The sequence below is a fragment of the Flavobacterium noncentrifugens genome (assembly GCF_900100375.1).
GTDB classification, from domain to species: domain Bacteria; phylum Bacteroidota; class Bacteroidia; order Flavobacteriales; family Flavobacteriaceae; genus Flavobacterium; species Flavobacterium noncentrifugens.
On the sequence record NZ_FNEZ01000006.1, the window covers coordinates 111,919 to 131,685 of the forward strand.

At 39.1% G+C, this 19,767-nt stretch carries 15 protein-coding genes and 1 tRNA gene; 9 read left to right on the top strand and 7 right to left on the bottom strand.

Features of this window, described 5'->3' with window-relative positions; all coding sequences use genetic code 11:
- The first annotated feature begins 250 nt into the window (after nt 1–250).
- The 4 genes from BLS32_RS15640 (at nt 251) to BLS32_RS15655 (ending at nt 3,486) form a co-directional block, all read left to right on the top strand.
- Nucleotides 251–505, top strand: coding sequence for a hypothetical protein (locus BLS32_RS15640; RefSeq protein WP_091398009.1), 255 nt, complete (start codon nt 251–253; stop codon nt 503–505).
- A 112-nt stretch (nt 506–617) separates the two neighbouring features.
- Complete coding sequence (locus BLS32_RS15645) at nt 618–1,385, top strand: dienelactone hydrolase family protein (RefSeq protein WP_091398012.1); 768 nt, start codon at nt 618–620, stop codon at nt 1,383–1,385.
- Between the two features lie 12 nt (nt 1,386–1,397).
- Entirely contained in the window at nt 1,398–2,456 is a 1,059-nt protein-coding gene (locus BLS32_RS15650) for a DUF3667 domain-containing protein (protein ID WP_091398016.1), read from the top strand.
- A 10-nt stretch (nt 2,457–2,466) separates the two neighbouring features.
- Entirely contained in the window at nt 2,467–3,486 is a 1,020-nt protein-coding gene (locus BLS32_RS15655; protein ID WP_091398020.1) for a M28 family metallopeptidase, read from the top strand.
- Between the two features lie 413 nt (nt 3,487–3,899).
- Here BLS32_RS15655 and BLS32_RS15660 read toward each other — a convergent pair whose 3' ends face one another.
- The gene (locus BLS32_RS15660; RefSeq protein ID WP_091398024.1) at nt 3,900–4,160 is read right to left on the bottom strand and encodes a hypothetical protein; all 261 of its coding nucleotides are present in this window, start codon (nt 4,158–4,160) and stop codon (nt 3,900–3,902) included.
- A 359-nt stretch (nt 4,161–4,519) separates the two neighbouring features.
- On the opposite strand from BLS32_RS15660, the gene BLS32_RS15665 reads away from it, so the two are divergent.
- Nucleotides 4,520–5,347, top strand: a complete 828-nt coding sequence (locus BLS32_RS15665) for a hypothetical protein (RefSeq protein WP_091398028.1) — start codon at nt 4,520–4,522, stop codon at nt 5,345–5,347.
- 161 nt (nt 5,348–5,508) lie between these two features.
- On the opposite strand, the gene BLS32_RS15670 is transcribed toward BLS32_RS15665, so the two are convergent.
- The 4 genes from BLS32_RS15670 to BLS32_RS15685 all read right to left on the bottom strand — a co-directional run bounded on the left by BLS32_RS15670 (nt 5,509) and on the right by BLS32_RS15685 (nt 7,839).
- A tRNA-His gene (locus tag BLS32_RS15670) sits at nt 5,509–5,584 on the bottom strand.
- A 61-nt stretch (nt 5,585–5,645) separates the two neighbouring features.
- Entirely contained in the window at nt 5,646–6,362 is a 717-nt protein-coding gene (gene bshB1 / locus BLS32_RS15675; protein ID WP_091398032.1) for a bacillithiol biosynthesis deacetylase BshB1, read from the bottom strand.
- A complete protein-coding gene (locus BLS32_RS15680) occupies nt 6,362–7,414 on the bottom strand; it encodes a chorismate-binding protein (protein ID WP_091398035.1) in 1,053 nt (350 codons plus the stop codon). Before BLS32_RS15680 ends, bshB1 begins: the two co-directional genes overlap by 1 nt.
- A complete protein-coding gene (locus BLS32_RS15685; protein ID WP_091398039.1) occupies nt 7,411–7,839 on the bottom strand; it encodes a PaaI family thioesterase in 429 nt (142 codons plus the stop codon). The genes BLS32_RS15680 and BLS32_RS15685 overlap by 4 nt, the downstream gene beginning before the upstream one ends.
- A 141-nt stretch (nt 7,840–7,980) precedes the next feature.
- Here BLS32_RS15685 and BLS32_RS15690 point away from each other — a divergent pair, with 141 nt between their 5' ends.
- The 3 genes from BLS32_RS15690 to BLS32_RS15700 all read left to right on the top strand — a co-directional run bounded on the left by BLS32_RS15690 (nt 7,981) and on the right by BLS32_RS15700 (nt 14,139).
- Complete coding sequence (locus tag BLS32_RS15690; protein WP_091398456.1) at nt 7,981–9,531, top strand: hypothetical protein; 1,551 nt, start codon at nt 7,981–7,983, stop codon at nt 9,529–9,531.
- Nucleotides 9,532–9,659: 128 nt separating this feature from the next.
- Nucleotides 9,660–13,316: a phosphoribosylformylglycinamidine synthase gene (gene purL, locus BLS32_RS15695; RefSeq protein ID WP_091398045.1), complete on the top strand. Its 3,657-nt coding sequence runs from the start codon at nt 9,660–9,662 to the stop codon at nt 13,314–13,316.
- A 58-nt stretch (nt 13,317–13,374) separates the two neighbouring features.
- Nucleotides 13,375–14,139: a DUF3667 domain-containing protein gene (locus tag BLS32_RS15700; RefSeq protein ID WP_091398049.1), complete on the top strand. Its 765-nt coding sequence runs from the start codon at nt 13,375–13,377 to the stop codon at nt 14,137–14,139.
- An 11-nt stretch (nt 14,140–14,150) separates the two neighbouring features.
- On the opposite strand, the gene BLS32_RS15705 is transcribed toward BLS32_RS15700, so the two are convergent.
- Entirely contained in the window at nt 14,151–16,085 is a 1,935-nt protein-coding gene (locus BLS32_RS15705; RefSeq protein WP_091398052.1) for an LTA synthase family protein, read from the bottom strand.
- A gap of 130 nt (nt 16,086–16,215) precedes the next feature.
- Between BLS32_RS15705 and BLS32_RS15710 the strand changes: the two genes are divergently transcribed.
- On the top strand, nt 16,216–17,994 hold the full coding sequence (locus BLS32_RS15710; protein WP_091398055.1) for an AMP-dependent synthetase/ligase: 1,779 nt from the start codon (nt 16,216–16,218) through the stop codon (nt 17,992–17,994).
- A gap of 719 nt (nt 17,995–18,713) precedes the next feature.
- On the opposite strand, the gene BLS32_RS15715 is transcribed toward BLS32_RS15710, so the two are convergent.
- On the bottom strand, nt 18,714–19,460 hold the full coding sequence (locus BLS32_RS15715) for a S24 family peptidase (protein ID WP_091398058.1): 747 nt from the start codon (nt 19,458–19,460) through the stop codon (nt 18,714–18,716).
- Between the last annotated feature and the right edge of the window lie 307 nt (nt 19,461–19,767).

Sequence of the window (19,767 nt, forward strand, 5' to 3'; positions counted from 1 at the left end):
TTGCGCGATTACAGAACAAGTTTAATTTGTTATAAAATTCCCACAGAACATGCAAATCATCTCTAAACCCTTACATATAAAGGAAACATAAATCAATGCTGATTTTTAAAATTCAATTTAGCAGCGTTGAAAACCGATTGTTATAAATGTTGGTCACTTAAATAGGTGGTTGGAATTTGTACAGAAATATATAAGATGAATATAATTCCCTATCTTTAATCTGAAATTCGAATATTAAAATGACCCCATTATGAAAAAGACACTTTTAACATTCATTGCATTTTTTGCTTTTATCTGCATTTTATCAGCGCAAAACAACAACAAAACCCAGCCGCAACAAGCACCGGTCCAAAAACAAAAAGATCCTGAGAAAAAGGTGGAAAACACTACAAATAATGAATTTCAAAATCAAAAAGCCGATGAAGCCAGGCAAAAACAGGAAGCCAAGCGCAAGGCCATGAAGGAAAAAGCAAAAGCCAAAATCGACGAAGCTGAAAAGAAATAAAATCCCTACAAAATCTATAAATCTAAAGCTGTAATGAATAATTGCAGCTTTTTTATTATTTATAAGCCGCACACCGTTTTTTTAGGTATTTTTAGGCTTCAAAAACAACCTCATGAAAAAATACATTATTATCGCAACTGCTTTTCTTATGTCGGCACAAATACAGGCACAACTCAAACCGGTCGCTTACAAAGACGGTGCTCAAAAATTAAACGGATTTGCTTCTGTTCCCCAAAAAAACACACATTCAAGCGCTGGAATACTGATTCTTCCGGCGTGGAAAGGCATTGACAAACATTCAAAAGATACTGCTGAACAATTGGCCGCTTTGGGTTACAACGCTTTCATAGCTGATATTTACGGCGAAGGAAATTATCCAAAAGACACGAACGAAGCTGGAAAACAAGCCGGATTCTACAAAAAAAATTATGCAGAATACCAAAAACGCATTGCCTTGGCATTGGAACAATTAATTGCGTCGGGTGCCAATAAAGATAAGATCGTCGTCATTGGATATTGTTTCGGCGGAACTGGGGCGATCGAAGCCGCCCGCGCCGGAATGAATGTAAAAGGTGTCGTTTCTTTTCATGGCGGACTTGGGAAAGATGCTTCACGCAGCAGCAAACCGATCACGCCTAAAGTTTTGGTTTGCCACGGTGCCGACGACAATTATGTAACAGCAACAGAAGTCGCTTCATTCCAGGATGAAATGCGTACCTCAAACGCCGACTGGCAAATGATTTATTACGCGAATTCAGTTCATGCTTTTACTGATCCTGAAGCCGGGAACGACAATTCAAAAGGTGCAGCTTACAATGAAAAGGCAGCCAAAAGATCATGGGAACATTTTATGGTTTTCCTGAAGGAAGTATTAGAATAATCAAATCCATTTATGGCGCATCACGACATACGAAAGGACAAAACCTGCCTGAATTGTTTTCATGTTGTTGAAAACCGATTTTGCCCGAACTGCGGCCAGGAAAATACCGAAACCAGACAATCGTTCGGGCATCTGATCACGCATTTTGCGGAAGATTTTACGCATTATGACAATGCATTCTGGACAACGATCAAATACCTTTTGTTTAGGCCAGCACTTTTAACGAAGGAATATTTATCCGGAAAAAGGCAAAGTTTTGTACCTCCGGTAAAGCTTTACATATTTGTGAGTTTCGTAACTTTTTTCTTGCTAAGCGTGCTGCCGTCAGGATTTGAATCCAATTCTGAATCAGAAAAAGCCGCCAAATCCCAAAAACAAATCGAAGCCGAGAAGCAAGCCGAAACGGAAAACAAGGCCAAAATCATTAAAAAAGCAAAATTTTTTACTGCACATGGTGATGCACAAAAAGCACTTGATTCGGTTGCCAAAAAACAGGGCGAAGATGATTTTGATTTTGTACAGTATCCTACAGTTGCGGCTTACGATTCCGTTCAAAAACTGAAGCCCGAAAGCAAGCGAAACGGAACAGTCATGAGTTGGCTTAAAAAAATTACGATCCAACTCAGGCAAAAAGCCAAAGAAGACCACTTTACAGAAAAATTCAAGGAAACTTTATTCCACAATATCCCGAAAGCACTGTTTTTATATATGCCGTTCTTCGCGTTCTGGCTTTGGGTTTTCCACTCCAAAAAACGCTGGTTTTATTTTGACCACGGTATTTTTACACTGCATTATTTCTCGTTCCTGCTGTTTACATTTTCAATTGTCACCATCATTGGTGGTGTTACCGATCATTTTGACAATACTATCGTTAATACTTTCGATGGTTTCCTTAGATTTGGTTTGGTTTGCTGGTGGTTTTTTTACTTCTTTCGTTCGCATCGCAAATTTTATGAAGAAAGCCGCCTGGTATCAAGATCGAAAGGCTTGCTGCTGTTTTTCATCAATATGCTTTTTATCTTTATTTTCCTGATGATACTGATGATCATTTCAGCCTTGACCACTCATTAATAGTTACTTTATGAAAAAATACATCATTTTTATTTCGGCTGTTTTTTTTATCGGATGTAAAACCGGGGTCGGACTTCGGGCAGACAATTCGGATGCATCTAAATACATCAATTACATTTCTGAAAAAGACCTGAAAACAAACTTGTATGTCGTGGCATCCGATGAAATGCAAGGCCGCGAAACAGGTTCCGAAGGCCAGAAAAAAGCCGGAAAATATCTGATCCGCCAATATGAAGCCAGTAAAATTCCGTTTCCTACTGGAGCCGATAGTTTTTACCAGAAAGTCCCGGCTGAATTCATGAATAAAAAACGCAACGAAAACCTTGGCGATTCCGAAAACATCTGGGCATTTATCAAAGGCTCTGAAAAACCCGATGAAATCGTAGTGGTTTCAGCGCATTACGATCACGTCGGAATGAAAAATGGCGAAATTTACAATGGTGCAGATGATGATGGTTCAGGAACTGTCGCGGTTTTGGAAATCGCCAAGGCATTCGCAAAAGCGAAAAAAGAAGGCCACGGCCCAAAACGGTCGATCCTGTTTTTACATGTCACCGGAGAAGAGCACGGCTTGCACGGATCGCGGTATTATTCTGAAAACCCGCTGTTTCCATTGGCGAATACCGTCGCCGATGTCAATATCGATATGATCGGACGCCATGATGATGCGCATCTCGATTCAAGCAAATATGTTTACGTCATTGGATCGGATTACCTTTCATCTGATTTGTACAACATCTGTGAATCAGCAAATAAAAAATATGTAAACCTGAGCTTGGATTATAAATTCAACGATCGAAACGACCCAAACCGTTTTTATTATCGTTCTGACCATTACAATTTTGCCAAAAACGGCATTCCGTCGGTATTCTTTTTTACAGGAACGCATGCCGATTACCACAAACCCGGCGATAAAGTAGAAAAAATAGAGTTTGATGCACTAACCAAAAGAACCCAACTCGCATTTGCTGTAGTGTGGGAAATTGCCAATAGGAAAAATCGCCTCGTAATTGATAAAGACGGAAAATAAGTGTCATTAAACTTGTAGATTCCTTAATGATAAATTGACTTCTTTAAAAGCAAATATTCCTAATTTTGGGTTTACACAGATTGTTTCAATATTTAGGATTAAGTTAGAAAAAGGATTTGCCGAAAGCAGATCCTTTTTTGCGTTTAATATTTTGTGTAGAGTGATTTCACACAATCAGCACAGACTTTTTCGCTAAGCTTTGCGACAAATGCTGTCAGGCAGATGGAACCATCATGCCATTTTCCTTCCTGTGTCCATACTTTTTTCACAGATGGATTGTTCGTCAGGATCACAGGATCTATAGAGATGGAAATTTCCGTTAACGATGTGCATTTCGCCTGAGATTCCGTATTTTAATATGCTATAGCTTCTTTTATGATTTGGGTTGTTTTTATGGATGAAAATCTGGCTTATCAGTATGGTTTTTCGTTTTTTACAATTTGGATTTTACCAATCGGGATCGTATCTGTCGCATCTTGCGTGATAATAACACCAAGCATTTCCAGCGGAATATCCGGCATTTCTTCGCCCAGGCGTTTAATCTCATCAAACAATTCTTTCAAATCCTTCTGGTTCAAGACAATGGTATCGCCCTGGTCAATTTTGTGTGTAATGATATAATCCCTAAGCAAAGGCAAAGTGATCTTTTTTGCGATGGTGATGAATTCTGACATAGCTTTTTTTATTCTAAGTTAGAGTTTTAAAAAAACAGTGGGTGTATTTTTAAGTTTTAATTGGGAGAAAAGTAAGGAAAATCCGAGGCTGAAAAGTGCCAGGGTTCTTAAAATTACAAGGCATAAAAAAAGCCCTGAGTTTCCTCAAGGCTTTATAACTATGGGTGAATGACCGGGTTCGAACCGGCGACCCTCGGCACCACAATTTTAGGACTTATTGTCAACTTTGTTATTGCTAGAATTCATTATCTAAATTGTTTCCTGAGAATGTAAATAGTACGCGGAGTTATGCACAGAATCTTTGTATCAGCAATGTAATTTATCAAAAAATTTGACTACATTTCAAAAGATAAATTAATATGCAACAACCTGGTAAATGTATCTTTTGTGGCGGAACTGGATTAACCAAACAACATATTTGGCCAAATTGGTTGCGAAAAGTAATTCCTCGGGATGCTAACTTTCACAATCAACTCAACAGGCACAATGTTGCCTTTAATCCCGGAAAGACATCATCAATGAGCGTTAATGAATTCCAAAAGCAAGGGCATTTAGGAACACGGCAAGTTAGAAATGTGTGTAAAAAATGCAATGAGGGTTGGATGAGTGAAATGGAACAAAAAGCTCAGTCAATGATTTCCGAAATGATTGCAGGGAATTCAGTTACTTTAGCGTTTGATGATTGTCATACACTAGCAAATTGGGTAACAATGACAATGATAATGGCGGAATACATTGATACTTTCACGCAGGCAATTCCGGTTATCCATCGTCATTTTTTATATGAATTTCAAATGCCACCAACAGGGTGGAAAATTTGGATTGGCAATTTCTCCGGCAAGGATTGGAAATTCAGATACCGACATGCCACGAACGTTGTTACAACTGTTCATGAAGCTATGTTGCATTCTAATGGAAAACGGAAACTCAGCCCAAATGTGCAATTTTCAACGATGGTTATTGGAAAATTTATTTTTCATTGTGCCTCAGGCCCAGAATTATTAATCGAAAAATGTCAATGGAATGACGAGTGGGGTCTGACTAAGATTTGGCCGATCGCAAAAAAGAAATGCTTTGTTTTTGAAAACAAAATTATTTGGCCATCAAAAATCATTATCAATGATATGATGGCACTAGCTATTTCTGAGCATCTTAGCAAACAAATGACAGGTAAAACTAGCAAATAACCTAGAGCAAACTTTTCAATTAGATTTATTAAAAGTTGTTACATCTGTTGAATAATAAACATAAATAATTTTATCTCAGAATAATTATAAATAAATGTAAAGTGTATGCAAAATCGTATGCATAAAAAAAGCCCTGAGTTTCCTCAAGGCTTTATAACTATGGGTGAATGACCGGGTTCGAACCGGCGACCCTCGGCACCACAAACCGATGCTCTAACCAGCTGAGCTACAATCACCGTGTTTAACGAGTGCAAATATATTATAAAAGTTTACTTCTGCAAACAAAAAAATGTAAAAGTTACAGCAAATCTGCTAAGCTATTGACTGCCAAATGCCTTTCTGCGGTAAATCCTTCCCCAAAATCGGTACCAATTAAACGGCCCAAATCCTGTGAACGGTAATTAAGGCTTTCAAGGAAATTTTTTGTCGCAATTGGTGTTTCCGGCTCGTTGCTGTTCGGGTCGTAAAATTGCGAACCGTATGCTAAGATCGCTTCCACTTTTTTATGGTTGTAACCTGAAACATCTACTACAAAATCGGGCTGAATATTTTTCCATTGAATGTAATGATAAACCACTTTCGGGCGCCATTGCTGTTGTTTTTCGCCAATGTATTCGGTCTCGATTTTCATCAATCCCGATAAAAAACACGCGTCTGAAACCAGTTTGCTCGCCCTGCCATGATCGATATGGCGGTCGTCAATCGCATTGCAAAGCACAATATCCGGGCGGTATTTCCGGAGCATCCTGATCACAGCAAGCTGGTGCTCCTCATCATTTATAAAAAAACCATCTCGCATATTCAGGTTTTCCCGTATGCTTACGCCTAATATTTGCGCCGCTGCAGCCGATTCCATGTCGCGAATTTCTGCTGAGCCGCGTGTTCCGAGTTCGCCTCTCGTTAAATCTACGATTCCGGCTTTTTTGCCTAAGGCAATTTCTTTGGCCAATGTACCTCCGCAACCCAATTCCACATCATCGGGATGTGCACCAAAAGCCAGTATGTCTAATTTCATCATATGTCCTTTAAAATTTTTTTCATCGTCATCGATTTGTTGACCGTTTCTTCAAATTCCTTTTCGGGAATGCTGTCTTTGGTAATGCCGCAGCCCATGTACAAATGTGCACGTTGGTTTTTGATTTCCATGCATCTTAGGTTTACATACAAATCAGTCAGTCCATCCGAGTTTAATTCGCCAAGAAATCCGCTGTAAAAACTCCTGCTGTAACCTTCATTTGCAAGAATAAACTCTTTTGCAGCCAATTTCGGCAATCCGCAAACAGCTGGTGTCGGATGCAAAATATCCAGTATTTTTTTTATGGTAGAATCTTTATCCATTGCGCCTTCAATGTCTGTTTTAATATGCAATAAATTCCCGGCACGATACGTATACGGATTTGAAATGGCAATATCAGATGTTACGCTTTCCAGATTTTCTAAAATAAAATCGGTTACAAATTGCTGTTCTTCTTTTTCTTTATTCTCCCATATAACTTCGTCAATATCATTAAATTGCTGTGTTCCGGCTAAAGCCATCGTTTGAAATTTATTATTCTTGACCTGAAGTAATTTTTCGGGAGTGGCGCCAAACCATAATCCTATTTTTGGATGAAAAAAACAATAGCAAAATGCGGATGGATAGTTGTTGATGAGCTTTTCAAAAATAAAAATTGTATCGAATTCTAAAAGCTCCAGAATTTCTGTCCGTGACAAAACTACTTTATTAAAATCTTTATTATTTATGGCATCTATGCCTTTCTGAACCAGGTTTTCAAAGTCATTTTTTGCATGAAGCGTAAATGTCTTTTCGGGTAAAACGAAATCTGTTTCGGTCTGTTTAATATGATTTGAAGTGATTTTTTCTGACTGATTTTCCGGAATCAAAACTTTTTCCCTTCCGTCAAACGAAGCCATTACAAAACCTTTTTCAGTGAATTCTTCGGTTTGAAACACACTGTTGTCTTTTTGAAGCAAACCTTCTACCCTTTCAGAATTTGGTTTTCTGTAAATCACAAACGGCAGTTTTGCATCCAATTGCGATTGTACTTTTTGAAAAAAATCTTTCATCGCTCTCTTTTAGGTAAAACCATATTGGTCAGTTTGCAAAGCGAAATCAGTTTGCCTTCTTCATCGGTAATTTTGATTTCCCACAGGTGAATGCTCCGGCCTTTGTGGATGATCCTTGCAGTTCCGGTAACTACGCCTTCTCTTTTGCTTTTCAGATGATTGGCAGAAATCTCTATGCCACGGACTTCCTGTTTTTCAGGATTCACATACAACATTGATGCTGCACTTCCAACGCTCTCTGCCAAGGCCACCGAAGCACCGCCATGCAGCAATCCCATCGGTTGGTGAATTCTGGGATTAACGGGCATGGTGGCTACCAGAAAATCTTCGCCTGCATCGGTAAAAACAATGTCGAGGGTCTGCATCAGCGTATTTTTCGAAAAATCATTACACAGTTTTATGATCTTGTCTTTGTCAAAACTCATAGGTTGGTTTTTGATGTAAAAATAGGATATAATGCCGACAGTAAAAACACCGCGCACGAATATTTGAAGTTTTGCGTTTATTCTTTAACAACAATTTATATAAAGAACATTTTTACTATTTTTACCAAAATTCAATCAACAATGCGCAATACTATATTTGTACTTTTCGTCGGAATGATTCTTTCCCTGACTTCGTGCCGAAAAGATTTTGATACGATCCAAAACACCGGAAGCCTTGAATTCTCTAAAGCAACCGTTTATCTTGATACCGTTTTTACAAACATCGGATCAAGCACTTACATGTTAAAAGTATACAACCGCAGCATAGACGACATTGTAATCCCAACAATAAAATTAGGCAAAGGCGACTCCAAATACCGCATCATGGTTGACGGAATGACTGGAAAAGGCGGCAGCGGAAGAGTATTTTCAAATGTAGAACTGCTTGCAAAAGACAGCCTTTTTATTTTTATAGAAACGACGGCAAGCGTTGCAGATGTTAATCCTGCCGATTTTTTATATACCGATGAGATCCAGTTTTACAGCGGAAGCAATTACCAGAAAGTTGACCTTGTAACGCTGGTTCAGGATGCCGTGTTTTTATATCCGTCAAGGGAAAATGGAATCAGGGAAAATTTGTTGCTCGGACTTGACGAAGACGGAAATGAAGTGCGCATTGAAGGTTTTGAACTTGATGGAAGCGATCCTGTTAACGGAAATGAACTGCATTGGACAAACGAAAAACCTTACGTTATTTATGGATACGCCGGTGTTCCAGATGGAAAAAACCTTGTAATTGACCCAGGCGCACGCGTGCATTTTCACGATGCTTCAGGAATTGTTGTGCAGCCAAACGCACAGATCAACATTGGTACTGAAGGTTCAAATATACCTTATTCGCCAGCAACTGAAGTGGTTTTTGAAGGTGACCGACTCGAACCAATGTATTCAGATATTCCGGGACAATGGGGAACGGTGTGGATTCGCGGTTCGCAAAACAACAATACGATCAACCACCTGACTTTGAAAAATGCGGTTGTTGGTTTATTGGTCGAAGGCGCAAAATTAAAGATTGAAAGTTCGCAGATTTACGATACGTCGAATGTAGGAATTCTTGCCCGCGCATCCAATATCAATGCAACGAATTTAGTGATCAATACTTCCGGACAGGCCAATTTAGCCTGTACGCATGGCGGAAATTACAGTTTCAGGCATTGCACGTTCAATAACAATTGGGCAAATTCCAATCAGGTTGCAGTAACGCTCACCAATTATATTGAAAATGCCGACGGCACTTTTGATTACAGCCCATTAAACCAGGCAGATTTTTTCAATTGCATTATTTACGGATCAAACCGCGTCGAATTGTTCCTTGATAAAGGAGCCGATGCGGCAACGGCTTTTAATTATGATTTCAATCATTGTTTGATAAAATTCAATGACGATGGCGTAAACCTTCCAAATCCCGAATTGTATGCGCAAATCAAAACTGCAGCTACTGCAACGTCCGGAAATTACATCGAATTGAATCCGGGTTTCCAGAATATCGAAAAAAACAAATTGAATATCAGCCCCGAATCAAATGCTGTCAGAAAAGCAAATACCGCTTACCTGCTCCCATTTGACATTCTCGGCGTTTCAAGGACAACGAATGATATAGGAGCTTATCAAAGCGCCGCTTTCACTCAATAAAACTTTAAGATTTCTTTGAAACCGACACGTTGTTTTTTTAACGTTTTTAAACTAAATTTGCACACACACAACAACACCCGAGGCGTCGCCGAATTGTATCGAGCGCAGCGGAATAAAAAACAACTACAATGGTTCATTTCTTCGGAAACGAAAGCAAAACCGTTTTTGCAGTCCAGGCGCAAAGCGAACTTTCGGCAGAAAACATCTCAAAATTAAACTGGCTTTTTGGCAACGCAAATAAAATAGAAAAATCCGTCCTGACGGATTTTTTTGTTGGCCCACGTGCCGCAATGATTACGCCTTGGAGCACGAATGCTGTAGAAATTACCCAAAACATGGGCATTGACGGAATTGTCCGTATTGAAGAATTTCATAAAACCGATGCCGCTTTCGCAGATTTTGATCCGATGCTATCACAGAAATACGACCAGCTCGACCAGGAAATTTACACAATCAACATCAAGCCGGAACCGATTTTAGAAATCGAAGACATCGCAGCATACAACAAAAAAGAAGGCTTGTCTTTAAGTGATGAAGAAGTCGGATATCTCAATAATTTGTCAGAAAAACTGAATCGCAAACTAACCGATTCTGAAGTTTTCGGATTTTCACAAGTCAATTCAGAACATTGCCGACACAAGATTTTTAACGGAACTTTTGTGATTGACGGCGAAGAAAAGCCTTCTTCCCTATTCAAATTGATCAAAAAAACAGCTGCCGAAAATCCTAATGATATTGTTTCGGCTTATAAAGACAATGTCGCTTTTGTAAAAGGGCCTAGAGTACAGCAATTCGCACCAAAATCTGCCGACAAACCCGATTTTTATGAAACCAAAGATTTCGATTCGGTAATTTCGCTTAAAGCGGAAACCCATAATTTCCCTACAACTGTCGAGCCTTTTAATGGCGCTGCAACCGGATCGGGTGGAGAAATCCGTGACCGTTTGGCTGGAGGACAAGGTTCGTTGCCGTTGGCGGGAACCGCAGTTTACATGACTGCTTACTCGCGTTTGGAAGACCGGAATTGGGAAAATGGCATGCCGGAAAGAAAATGGCTGTATCAAACACCAGTGGACATTTTGATTAAGGCTTCAAACGGTGCTTCTGATTTTGGGAATAAATTCGGGCAACCATTGATTACAGGCTCAATTTTAACGTTCGAACATGATGAACAGAACCGGAAATTGGGTTACGACAAAGTCATCATGCAGGCTGGTGGAATCGGTTACGGAAAATTAGACCAATCGATCAAAAAGAAACCGCAAGCTGGTGATAAAATCGTCATTTTAGGTGGGGAGAATTATAGGATCGGAATGGGCGGCGCAGCAGTTTCCTCAGCAGATACAGGTGCTTTCAGTTCCGGAATTGAATTGAACGCGATCCAAAGATCAAATCCCGAAATGCAAAAGCGTGCAGCCAATGCCATCCGCGGATTTGTAGAAAGCGACAACAATCCGATCGTTTCGATCCACGACCACGGCGCTGGCGGGCATTTAAATTGCCTTTCCGAACTCGTTGAAGAAACCGGCGGATTGATCGATTTGGACAAACTTCCTGTTGGCGACCCAACTTTATCCGCAAAGGAAATCATCGGAAACGAATCACAGGAAAGAATGGGGTTGGTCATTGGGAAAAAAAACATCGATATTTTACATAGAATTGCAGAGCGCGAACGTTCGCCAATGTATGAAGTAGGCGACGTCACCGGAAACCATCGTTTTACATTCGAATCAAAAACTACAGGCGAAAAACCAATGGATTTTGCCTTGGAAGATATGTTCGGAAGCTCTCCGAAAGTCGTGATGAACGACACTACAATGATCAGGAAATATTCGGAATTGTCTTATTCTGAAGAAAATATAAAAACGTATTTGGAAGCCGTGTTACAACTTGAAGCCGTTGCTTCTAAAGACTGGCTGACAAATAAAGTAGATCGTTGCGTAGGCGGAAAAGTCGCCAAACAACAATGTGCCGGGCCGTTGCAATTGCCACTTAATAATGTCGGTGTGATGGCTTTGGATTATCTCGGAAAAGAAGGCGTGGCTACCGCGATCGGGCATTCGCCAATTGCAGCATTGATCGATCCTGCTGCCGGAAGCCGTACAGCCATTGCCGAAGCTTTATCTAACATTATCTGGGCGCCTTTGAAAAACGGGATGAAAGGCATTTCACTGTCGGCAAACTGGATGTGGCCGTGTAAAAACGAAGGTGAAGATGCGCGTTTGTATGCAGCGGTAGAAAGCTGTTCAAATTTTGCGATCGAACTCGGAATCAACATTCCAACCGGAAAAGATTCGCTTTCGATGAAGCAGAAATATCCCGATGGCGATGTGATTGCGCCGGGAACGGTAATTATTTCGGCTGGTGCCAATTGTACTGATATTACCAAAGTCGTCGAGCCGGTTCTTCAGAAAAACGGCGGTGACATTTATTACATCAATTTATCTCAGGATGATTTTAAACTTGGCGGATCTTCATTTGCCCAGATTCTGAATAAGATCGGAAATGAAGCGCCAACGATCAAAAATTCTGAAAATTTCAAAAACACTTTCGACGTGATTCAGGATTTGATCAAAGCTGGGAAAATACAGGCAGGCCACGACATCGGAAGCGGCGGATTGATTACGACTTTACTTGAAATGTGCTTTGCAGATGTAAACCTCGGAGCCGATTTCGACCTGAGTAACATTGGCGAAAGCGATACGACGAAATTGCTTTTTTCAGAAAATATCGGAATTGTCTTTCAGGCTGATCCATCTGTAGAAAATATTTTCAAACAAAATAATATTGCATTTTTCAACATCGGAAAAGCCACTGCGAGCAATACGGTTAATATCAAAAATGGTACTTCTGCCCTATCTTTAAACGTTTCTGAATTGCGCGATACCTGGTTTAAAACTTCGTATTTATTGGATAAAAAACAATCGGGCGACCAAAAAGCAAAAGAGCGTTTTGACAATTTTAAAATCCAACCTTTACAATATGTTTTTCCAGCGCATTTTGATGGAAAAAAACCAGCAATCGATCATTCAAAACCAAAGCCAAAAGCGGCGATCATTCGTGAAAAAGGAAGCAATTCTGAACGCGAAATGGCCAATGCAATGTATCTGGCCGGATTTGATGTCAAAGATGTGCACATGACCGATTTGATTTCGGGACGTGAAACATTGGAAGACATTCAGTTCATTGGTGCTGTTGGCGGATTTTCAAATTCAGATGTCTTAGGTTCGGCAAAAGGCTGGGCCGGCGCATTTTTATACAATGAAAAAGCGAAAAATGCCTTGAATAATTTCTTCAAGCGCGAAGACACTTTGTCGGTTGGGATTTGCAACGGCTGCCAGTTGTTTATGGAACTTGAAGTCATCAATCCGGAACATGAAATCCATGGAAAAATGCTGCACAACGATTCAGGGAAACACGAAAGCGGATTTACATCGGTGAAAGTGCAGCAAAACAATTCGGTGATGCTTTCGACTTTGGCCGGCACGACTTTAGGTGTTTGGATTTCACACGGTGAAGGACGTTTTAATCTGCCATACGGCGAAGAAAAATACGATGTCGTTGCGAAATATGCGTATGACGGTTATCCCGCAAATCCCAACGGATCACATTTCGACATTGCAATGCTTGCCGATAAAACCGGGCGCCATTTGGTAACGATGCCGCATATTGAACGCTCTACTTTTCAATGGAACTGGGCGCATTACCCGGATGGAAGAAACGATGAAGTATCGCCTTGGGTTGAAGCTTTCGTGAATGCCAGAAAATGGTTGGAGAATAAATAATAAAAAAGGCTTCTAAAACGGAAGCCTTTTTTTATTTTAGCACAAATTCGCCAATACTATGGATCAAAACTACTGTTTGAATTGTTCTGAAGAAACATTTAAAAATTACTGTGCAAACTGCGGGCAGAAAACCGATACACACCGGATCAAAATAAAACACTTTTTGCTTCATGATGTTTTGCACGGCGTATGGCATTTGGAAAAAGGCATTTTATTTACGATCAAAGAAACTTTTGTGCGCCCGGGACAAGCGGCTCTGGATTACATCGGCGGAAAAAGGATTCGTTATTACAATGTATTTTATTTGTGCTTGCTGGTGATTGGATTGAATATTCTTCTAACGCACACTTTTCACGAAATTCATCCTAAAACAATAAGGGAAGCTTCATCGAAAGATTTTGATTTGACCGGTTTTCTGAGCAAGTATTTGAAAATTGCGATGCTTAGCACTGTTCCCGTTTTGGCAATAAATGCAAAGTTGATTTTTCGAAAATTAAAATTAAATATTGCAGAACACTTTATTGTCAGCGGCTTGAGTTTACTGGGAATGCTGATTTTGAGTTTATTATTTGTTACAATGAGCTTCATAAATACCTTTAAAATTCCACAATTCATTGGCGTATTATACATAATTTCATTTTTTATGATCTTATTTTTTCCGGTTTGGAGTTATTACGATGCAACAAAAAAAGCCTATCGGTTTCCAGGATTTTTATGGCGGATCATACTTTTTTATGTGCTGTTCTTACTCGAATTGATGGCCATTCTAATGACTGTCATATTCATAATGTCTGATTCAAAAAGCATTTATGTAAATTTATAAGCCTTGTAATTCTATTTCTGTGCTTTCAATTTATACTTTCTTTCTTTATACAAATTCGATGCGGCGATCACATGCGCCAAAGCATCTTTAGCCATTTCGGGATCGAGTTTTACCGGAACCATCGTCGTATCGTTTTTCAATTCAAATTGTACAGGATCTTTAAAAGGCTGTAAGATCACAACTTGGTTGCCTACACGAAATGCATTCGTATCGTGAAATTGCATGATGGAACGGCCTATTGTGGTTTCTGGCAATTTAAATAAATCGCGGCCCGGCATTGGCGTTTCGATGTTCATTCCGATTAAATTAAGTAAAGTTGGCGGAATATCGATCTGGCTGCTGAGTTTCTCATATGGTTTTCCTTTTGGAACATTTGGCCCGATTATAAGTGCCGGAATGTGAAATTTATTCACTGGTACAAGGTTTTTTCCATACGTTCTGGTATTGTGATCGGCGATTACAATGAAAATCGTATTTTTGAAATAAGCTTCCTTTTTAGCCATTTCGAAGAATTTTCCGATAGAGAAATCGGCATATTTCATCGCATTGTTTACGGTTTGCTTTTTCTTGTCGTATAATTGGATCCTGCCGTCAGGAAACTCAAAAGGCTCGTGGTTTGAAGTCGAAAACATCAGTGAGAAAAACGGCTTGTTGCCTTGCGATTTGAAATATTCATTGGCTTTTACGACCAAATCTTCATCCGAATAACCCCAGGTTCCGTGGAAAGCCGTTTTCGAAGCATCGAAATCCGATTCATCGATAATATTCTCAAAGCCATTTCCGTTGAAAAACGAAGCCATATTGTCAAAATTCGCCATGCCGCCGTAAATAAAACTGGTGTCATAACCTTTTTCTTTTAGGGCTTCCGCCAATGTAAAAAAGCCGGTTTGCGAATTGCTGAGCTTTACGACACTTTCCGACGGGGAAGGCAAAAATCCGGTGACAACTGCTTCAATGCCACGGACACTTCGCGTTCCGGTACAATATAAATTGGTAAACAGCATGCCTTCTTTGGTCAGTTTGTCAAATTCAGGCGTTAACGGTTTTCCACCAAGACTTCCTACATATTCGGCACCGAGGCTTTCCTGTAAAAAGATGACGAGATTATAAGGACGTTCGCGAAGGCTGTCGGTTTTTTGCACGTGACTGAACGGCAAATCCGGATTTGTAAAGTCAGATTCCGATACATTCATGTATTTTTTGACCCTGGCATAAGCTTCTTTTTCATCCATTTTGCCATACATTTTGGCAGCATTTCCTTCGTTTTTAATCGAATAAATTGCAAATCCAACGGTGTAAAGTGAATTGAGTCCCAATGAATTGGTCAACTGATCTGTAGAAAAAATCGCATTGCTGGCGTTGATCGGGCGCTTTGAAGTCAGGCTTGACCTGGCTCCGAAAAACAATAAAAAAGCAACTAACGGAAAAGCAACCAACTTATTTTTATAAACAGCTGCTCTTGGATAAAACAATCTCGGCGCAAATTTAAAACTGTAATACAACCCGATCGCAAGTACGACAATCGTTGCAATGATCGACCATAAGTAGCCTTTTAATAAAGTTGTTCCCACTTCTTTTGGGTACAGTAAATAGTCGACAAACAATTTATTTGGGCGCGTGTCATATTCATTGATGAAGTCACGAGTAGCCAACTCCATGAACAAAAATAAAAACAGGAAAAGTATAAAATAAAAGCTAAAGAATTTCCTGATTTTAAAAAGCGCTTTGTCAGGCAAAATGCAAATTAATAAAGTTGGGAGAAATGACAAATAGCACAAAACGATCAAATCCATCCGCAATCCAATAGGGAAAATCATCCAGAAATCTTCAGTCGCAACAACACGATTTCTAAATACGAAAAACAGGAAAATCCTGCTTAAAGTCGTAATTATCAATCCGATGAGCAAAAAATTAAGAATGGGTTTTAAAAATGACAGCTTTTTCATTGTGAAAGTTTAATGTTCGGAATTCCCAAATATAATCAATACGTGAAGATTTACACTTAATTTTTGCTTAACGCATAATTTTTTGAGGAGTTTTTTTACTAATTTGCATGGAATTAAAATATAATCCCTAATGGCCAACATCACCCGACTGTTCGATTTCCCTTACCACCAGCTGCAAAATTACAAGATTCCCGATGCATTGGTTACCAAATACAAAGACAATTGGGTAAAAACTTCTACTGAAGAATATCTGGCGAAAGCCAATACTGTATCGCGGGCTTTGCTTCGTTTGGGAATTCAGAAAGACGATAAAATTGCCGTCATTTCAAGCAACAACCGAACAGAATGGCATATTTTGGATATTGGGATTTTGCAAACCGGTGCCCAGAACGTACCTATTTATCCTACGATTTCTGAGGAAGATTACGAATACATTTTAAACCATTCGGGTTCAATTTATTGCTTTGTTTCAGATGAAGAAGTGCTGAAAAAAGTCAACCTTATCAGGAAAAATGTTCCTGCTTTAAAAGAAGTCTATTCATTTAACGAGATTTCAGGCTGCAAAAACTGGTCGGAAATCCTCGAACTCGGAAAAGACGAAAGCAACCAAAATGAGGTCGAAACCAGGAAAGACGCCATTACAACCAAAGATTTAGCAACGATTATTTATACTTCAGGAACAACCGGAAGGCCAAAAGGCGTCATGCTTTCCCATGAAAATATTGTTTCTAATGTTTTGGGAAGTGAAAAACGCATTCCGTTTAATGCGGGGAAAACACGCGCTTTGAGTTTTCTGCCAATCTGCCATATTTTTGAGAGAATGGTGACTTATTTGTACCAATATTATGGTGTTGGGATTTACTTCGCCGAATCGATTGATAAATTGAGCGACAATTTAAAGGAAGTGCATCCAAATGTGATCACAGCCGTGCCGCGATTGCTCGAAAAAGTCTATGATAAGATTTATGCCAAAGGCGCTGAATTAACCGGAATTAAAAGAAAACTGTTCTTTTGGGCGATTGACCTTGGATTAAAATTTGAACCTTATGGCAAAAACGGATTCTGGTACGAATTCCAATTAAAAATTGCCCGAAAGCTGATCTTCTCTAAATGGAAAGAAGGCCTGGGAGGAAATCTCGAACTGATGGTTTCAGGAAGCGCAGCACTACAGCCAAGGCTGGCGCGTGTTTTTGCTGCTGCAGAAATTCCAGTGATGGAAGGTTATGGATTGACCGAAACCTCGCCTGTAATTGCCGTAAATGACATGAGAAACCGCGGATTTAAAATTGGAACTGTCGGAAAAATCATCGATAATGTAAAAGTTAAAATCGCTGACGATGGCGAAATCCTCTGCAAAGGCCCAAATGTGATGATGGGTTATTATAATGACCAACAAAAAACCGATGAAGCAATCATTGACGGCTATTTTCATACCGGCGACATTGGCGAAATCGACAGCGAAGGCTTCCTGAAGATCACCGATCGCAAAAAGGAAATGTTCAAAACTTCGGGAGGAAAATATGTTGCGCCGCAATTGATCGAAAATGCAATGAAACAGTCGCGTTTTATTGGTGAAATTATGGTCGTTGGCGAAGGCGAAAAAATGCCTGCAGCTTTCATACAGCCCGATTTTGAATTTGTAAAGCAATGGGCTTCAAAAAAAGGCTTGAATATTGGTTCAACCAAGGAAGAGCTGATTAAGAACGAAGAAGTCATCAAACGTTTCCAGGAAGAAGTGGACTCCGCAAATGAAAAATTTGGAAATTGGGAAAAAGTCAAAAAATTCGAACTCACACCAGATGTTTGGTCGATTGACGGCGGGCATTTAACACCTACAATGAAGCTCAAGCGCAAGCAAGTCATGGAAAAATACAAGGATTTGTATAACAAAATATACGGGCAATCTTAAAATTAGATAATGTGACAATTAGAAAATCAGATAATGATCAGCGATTTTTTAAATATTAGCCATTTTCTAATTTTCTAATTTCTTATTCGCTCAATAAACAACTCTCCAACATCGGGGAGTTTTTTTATGTATTAAAAAAATTAACGAATTTTATTATGCATGTAAGGCCACTAAAATGAATTGTACATTTATAAAAAGGTTCAAAAAAGGTCTAAAGCCAACAAAATAAGGCTCTCACAGTTAAAAAGGTCGAACGCAAGTATTTTATGAATTGTACATTTTACTACCATTGTGTATAATTCAAGTACCATTGCTGTGTACTTCGATCTACCATAATACCGCACATACTACCACATCCCATTCAAAAGGTCACAAACCGGCTATTTATCAGCGTTTAAAAGCAATTTAAAGAAGTTCGTACAAGCTATAATATATTAAAGAAGCCTTCAGTTTATTGAAGGCTTCTTTATTTTACAGTAATGTTACAGAAAAGGTACATTTTAATTTGCGGTTACAGTTGCGGTTACAGTTGCGGTTACATTATAGAAACTTTTCTATGCGCTGACATTCCACAAACGCACCTTAAAATTGCTAAAAATGCGCAAAAAAATGTTATTCGATACCACAAACTACCCCTAAAAAACAGCTTCTAATTCTCGAAAAGCCGCGATTTTAGTGGTATTCTGCCGATTTCTACGAAAAAAATACTCTTTCTCCGATTAAGACATAGAATTTATCCTGACTGTAGCTTTGATAATTGCCATCGCCGTGATCTTTGATATATGCACATCCTTAGGATGGTGGTGTCTGTTTTCACTTACCAATTTTATATAAGAATCACCTTTTTCAGATTTATGAATCCATTTTGCAGATAAATGATCATCGCCACTTATTTGCATTGAAACTAAATACATTTCACCAAAGAAAATATTATCGATGTCAAGTTCTATTAGGCGATAGACAACAATATCGCCACTTTTCAGCAGTGGATACATACTGTCGCCAGTGATCCTTAAAGCCGCGTCACTCTTAGGTAAATTTGGAATCGAAAGATAACCAACAGGTTCAATTGTAGTTGAATCCATATTATTGAAAAGACCAACAATTCCTGCTGAAGCTTCAATGTCATATATCGGAATCCTTTGTTCTAATAGTAACCGATCCGTTTTCAATTTAAACACCTTTTCCGGCTCCGATAGTTCATCAATCTTGTGAAAATCTTCAGGATAAATTTTTATGTCGTCAATGAGTATTTCGCCGCGATTCAGCAAAAACCAAACAGGGTTTAAATCTCCATAAGTCAATAAGATTTTCTCGATTGTGTCGGAATGTAAGCCTTTAGCTGCTTTTCTGGATTTCCCAATCAAGCCATTTGACAAACCCGCGTCTTTGGTGACTTGGTTATCATTCAAGTTCTTGATTTTCATGTATTCATCAAGGCGATCAATAATATTTTCATTATTCATAGAAATATTTCTAGTAAATTACTTTGTTAGTAGAAATATTTCGATACATTTGTCTCGTACAAAATACAAATACCACAATGAGCAAAGAAACAAAAAAAAGGAATTACTACAATACGGAATTTCTCAATGCGCTTCAAAAAATGTTTGGATTCGGTCATGACTACCTTAGAAAATTTCTGCGAGGCGACCGTCCTGGTCTAATGCAAGATCGGATTCAGACAGAATATAAGCGTCTTGAAAATTCCGAAAAAGTTGTGGTAACGAAATACCTAAACAAGTAAAATTATGTTCGAGTACCAAAACAACA

What these genes read in the sequence shown, in the direction of transcription:
- BLS32_RS15640 (WP_091398009.1), top strand. Translation starts at nt 251, where the DNA reads ATGAAAAAGACACTTTTAACATTCATTGCATTTTTTGCTTTTATCTGC.
- BLS32_RS15645 (WP_091398012.1), top strand. Translation starts at nt 618, where the DNA reads ATGAAAAAATACATTATTATCGCAACTGCTTTTCTTATGTCGGCACAA.
- BLS32_RS15650 (WP_091398016.1), top strand. Translation starts at nt 1,398, where the DNA reads ATGGCGCATCACGACATACGAAAGGACAAAACCTGCCTGAATTGTTTT.
- BLS32_RS15655 (WP_091398020.1), top strand. Translation starts at nt 2,467, where the DNA reads ATGAAAAAATACATCATTTTTATTTCGGCTGTTTTTTTTATCGGATGT.
- BLS32_RS15660 (WP_091398024.1), bottom strand. Translation starts at nt 4,160, where the DNA reads ATGTCAGAATTCATCACCATCGCAAAAAAGATCACTTTGCCTTTGCTT.
- BLS32_RS15665 (WP_091398028.1), top strand. Translation starts at nt 4,520, where the DNA reads ATGCAACAACCTGGTAAATGTATCTTTTGTGGCGGAACTGGATTAACC.
- bshB1 (WP_091398032.1), bottom strand. Translation starts at nt 6,362, where the DNA reads ATGAAATTAGACATACTGGCTTTTGGTGCACATCCCGATGATGTGGAA.
- BLS32_RS15680 (WP_091398035.1), bottom strand. Translation starts at nt 7,414, where the DNA reads ATGAAAGATTTTTTTCAAAAAGTACAATCGCAATTGGATGCAAAACTG.
- BLS32_RS15685 (WP_091398039.1), bottom strand. Translation starts at nt 7,839, where the DNA reads ATGAGTTTTGACAAAGACAAGATCATAAAACTGTGTAATGATTTTTCG.
- BLS32_RS15690 (WP_091398456.1), top strand. Translation starts at nt 7,981, where the DNA reads ATGCGCAATACTATATTTGTACTTTTCGTCGGAATGATTCTTTCCCTG.
- purL (WP_091398045.1), top strand. Translation starts at nt 9,660, where the DNA reads ATGGTTCATTTCTTCGGAAACGAAAGCAAAACCGTTTTTGCAGTCCAG.
- BLS32_RS15700 (WP_091398049.1), top strand. Translation starts at nt 13,375, where the DNA reads ATGGATCAAAACTACTGTTTGAATTGTTCTGAAGAAACATTTAAAAAT.
- BLS32_RS15705 (WP_091398052.1), bottom strand. Translation starts at nt 16,085, where the DNA reads ATGAAAAAGCTGTCATTTTTAAAACCCATTCTTAATTTTTTGCTCATC.
- BLS32_RS15710 (WP_091398055.1), top strand. Translation starts at nt 16,216, where the DNA reads ATGGCCAACATCACCCGACTGTTCGATTTCCCTTACCACCAGCTGCAA.
- BLS32_RS15715 (WP_091398058.1), bottom strand. Translation starts at nt 19,460, where the DNA reads ATGAATAATGAAAATATTATTGATCGCCTTGATGAATACATGAAAATC.